Below are 269 nucleotides of genomic sequence, written 5' to 3' on the forward strand. Positions count from 1 at the left end.
GGGCTCACCTCATCACCGAACCACTGGTGCGCGAGTTCGTGGACCAGTGTGCTGACGCTGACGTTACCCTCGAAGTACGAGCGATCCTGCGTCTCGAGCGCATACCCGAGACTCGTCACGTCGAACACGAGGCCGGTGCTGTTGCCGGGGTACGGCCCGTACTTTGTTTCCAGAAACTGGATCATCCCCTGGATCTGCCCGCGTCGAGTCGCAATCGTGTCTTTCAGCGACTGCCGCACCGACGAATCAACGAACGACCACTCCGGAAT

At 60.2% G+C, this 269-nt stretch carries 1 pseudogene; it reads right to left on the reverse strand.

Going from position 1 to position 269, the window contains the following annotated elements:
- Window positions 1–185 (reverse strand): annotated as a pseudogene (locus tag AMS65_RS18380) (M1 family metallopeptidase); the annotation flags it as partial.
- Window positions 186–269 lie beyond the last annotated feature (84 nt).

Origin of the sequence: Leucobacter celer subsp. astrifaciens (assembly GCF_001273835.1) — a bacterium.
Lineage (GTDB): Bacteria > Actinomycetota > Actinomycetes > Actinomycetales > Microbacteriaceae > Leucobacter > Leucobacter celer.